The sequence below is a fragment of the Streptomyces katrae genome (assembly GCF_000966975.1).
Taxonomy (GTDB): domain Bacteria; phylum Actinomycetota; class Actinomycetes; order Streptomycetales; family Streptomycetaceae; genus Streptomyces; species Streptomyces katrae.
Genome location: NZ_JZWV01001349.1, coordinates 1 through 2,495 on the forward strand (window position 1 = coordinate 1; position 2,495 = coordinate 2,495).

Annotated in this window: 3 protein-coding genes; 1 reads left to right on the forward strand and 2 read right to left on the reverse strand. The window is 74.3% G+C overall.

The window, feature by feature from the left end; all coding sequences use genetic code 11:
* The coding region (locus VR44_RS37085) for a hypothetical protein (protein ID WP_342669432.1) at window positions 1-494 on the forward strand (494 nt) is incomplete at its 5' end.
* A gap of 55 nt (window positions 495-549) precedes the next feature.
* Here VR44_RS37085 and VR44_RS37090 read toward each other — a convergent pair.
* Together VR44_RS37090 and VR44_RS37095 are read right to left on the reverse strand one after the other, a co-directional pair.
* Window positions 550-1,389 carry a dienelactone hydrolase family protein gene (locus tag VR44_RS37090; RefSeq protein ID WP_045952072.1) on the reverse strand — a complete coding sequence of 280 codons (840 nt, stop codon included), beginning with the start codon at window positions 1,387-1,389 and terminating at the stop codon, window positions 550-552.
* Window positions 1,390-1,493: 104 nt separating this feature from the next.
* The coding region (locus tag VR44_RS37095; RefSeq protein WP_045952073.1) for a hypothetical protein at window positions 1,494-2,495 on the reverse strand (1,002 nt) is incomplete at its 5' end.

Genomic DNA, 2,495 nt, shown 5'->3' on the forward strand with positions numbered 1-2,495 from the left:
GCACTGGCGAGGAGGGGTTCGTGGACGCTTCAGGAGACGGGCGGAGCGCCCGCCCGGCCCGGCTGCGGGGGCGCAGGGCCGGCCTGCTGTGCGCGGCGGCCGCACTGGCCGCGCTGGCCGCGCCCGCGTCGGCGCAGTCCGCGCCGGCGGACCCGTACCCGGTGGTGGTCGTGGACTGCTTCTCCGCGGCCCAGGTCCAGCCCGAGGAGTACATCCTGGCCTGCGGTGACGGGAACAACCGGCTCGTCGGACTCCACTGGCACACCTGGGGCGCCGGCACGGCGACCGCCACCGGCACCGACATGGTGAACGACTGCCGCCCGTACTGCGCGGCGGGGCACTTCCGGCCCTATCCGGTGGAGGTCACCCTGAGCGCGCCCCGGCCCTGGCCCACGCATCCCGGCGTGCAGCGCTTCACCGTGATCCGGCTGCTGTACACGGACACGGCTCCGGAGCCCGTGCACAAGGACGTCACCTACAAACTCGTCTACTGAACCCCGCCGGGCGCGCGGCCCGGCCCCGCCCGGCCCCGTCCGGCCCGGCCCCGGCTCACAGGGCCGGGCCGGACGGCTCGCCGAGCAGCTTCTCGCGGAACAGGTCCAGTACGGTGTCCAGCGCCTGCCGCGTCGGCTGGCCGGGCTCGTCGACGAGGTGCTCGGTGAGGACGGAGTGCGGGGGCAGGGCGGCCTCGGGGTTGGCGGTGTTGTCCTCCAGCTCGACGGCCACGAACGCGTCGCCGAGCGTGCGGCGCAGGAACGCGAACCGCTCCCCGGGCACCAGCCGGTCGCCCTTGAACCGCAGCCCCAGGACCTGGAGCCCCTCGCGCTCACAGCGCCCGCGCACGACGGCCAGTTCCCGGGGGCTGATGTCGATGGTGCCCGCCCGGCCCGGTGTGCACGGCAGCGGGAGCGAGGGCTGGGACAGCACGGGGGCGAGCATCCGCTCGTCCGCGGCCATGGCGAGCGCGAAACCGCCGGTCACGCACATCCCGACCGCGCCGACCCCGGGCCCGCCGCAGCGCTCGTGCTCGGCGGCGGCCAGCGCGCGCAGCCAGCCCACCACACGCGAACTGCGGCCCGTGGCCAGGACCGTGAACTCCCGGCTCACGCACACCTGCCCCATGGTCGAGGCCAGGGCGCGGGCGGTGTTCGGCCAGCCCCCGGACGCCGGGTTCGCGTCCCGCCCGGGGGTGCCGAAGAGCACCGGGAGCACGGCCGTGCAGCCGGCGTCCGCCACGTGTGCGGCGAACTCGAGGACCTTGGGGGTGATGCCCGGGATCTCGGCCATGATGATCACCGCCGGGCCCGTACCCCGGCGCAGCACCCGGCGGGTGGTGCCCCCGTGGGTGAACGTGCTCTTGGCGAAACCGGTCAGGTCGTGGTCTGCCACGGCCTCCCCTTCCGTCGGACCTCGTGGGATGCCCTCAAGTTACCCGCACGTAGCGTCCGTTGGTCAAGATCCGGGCGTGACACCCCGTGCGGGACGGTCCAGGACTAGCGGCCGGCGCCGCCGCTGACGAGGGGCCACTCGCGGTGGAGGGTGCCCAGCGGGATGCGGCGTTCCAGGACGGGGGTGCCGAACAGGGAGAGCTGCAGGTGCAGTTGGCCGTTCAGGTCGAAGCCGCCGTAGAGGGCCCAGGCACCGCTCACCGAGGTCTTGCCGTCGCTGGACGCGGACGCCTTCGCGTCGGCCTCGCCGCGCAGGTAGGGGGCGAAGTCGGCGCCGACGCCGACGGCCCCGTACAGGCCGACGGAGGCCTCGGCGCCCAGGGCGGCCTTGACCCGCCCGGAGGCGGCGACGGTGGCCTTGACCGGGGAGCTGTTCACGGCCGAGGTGCTGACCGGGGTCCAGCCCTTGCCCGTCGCGTAGCTGCCGCCGACGCGGAAGTCGCCCTTGACGTCCTGCTGGACGTCGAGGGTGACCTGGCCGTCGGCCTCCACCTGGATGTACGCCGTCAGATCCAGGTTGACCACGACCGGGACCGGCCCGACCTGGATGACGGGGGCGCTGTGCAGCTTGGCGAAGGGGATCCGCTTGGGCGCGCCGGTGCTCGCCGCGGCGCGGCCCTTGAGGGCCCACTGCGAGGACCAGTCGCCGCTCATGCCGAGGAAGGCCGCGCTCGGGGCGGAGCCGATCTTCGTCCCCGTGTAGGAGAACTCCACCTGGGGGGCGAGCTGGACGAAGCCGGAGACCGAGGCGCCGGCCGAGGCGGGGGCGTCCTTGGCGGTGTCGATGGCGGCGTTCACGTCGAGCCGCAGGTTGCCCAGGGGCAGCTTCGCGCCCTCGGCGCCGAAGCGGGCGCCGTCGCCCTTGGCCCACGAGAACGTGACCCCCTTCATCAGGGGTTCGACGGTCATGGCGGACGGGTCGACCTTGACCTTGCCGTCGGCCTTGGCCTCGCCGAGGGCGGCGGACAGCGTCGTGGGGGCGGTCTTCACCTCGGTGCCGCGGTCGGTCTTCCCGACGACCTCGGTGACCTTCGCGAGGAGTCCGTC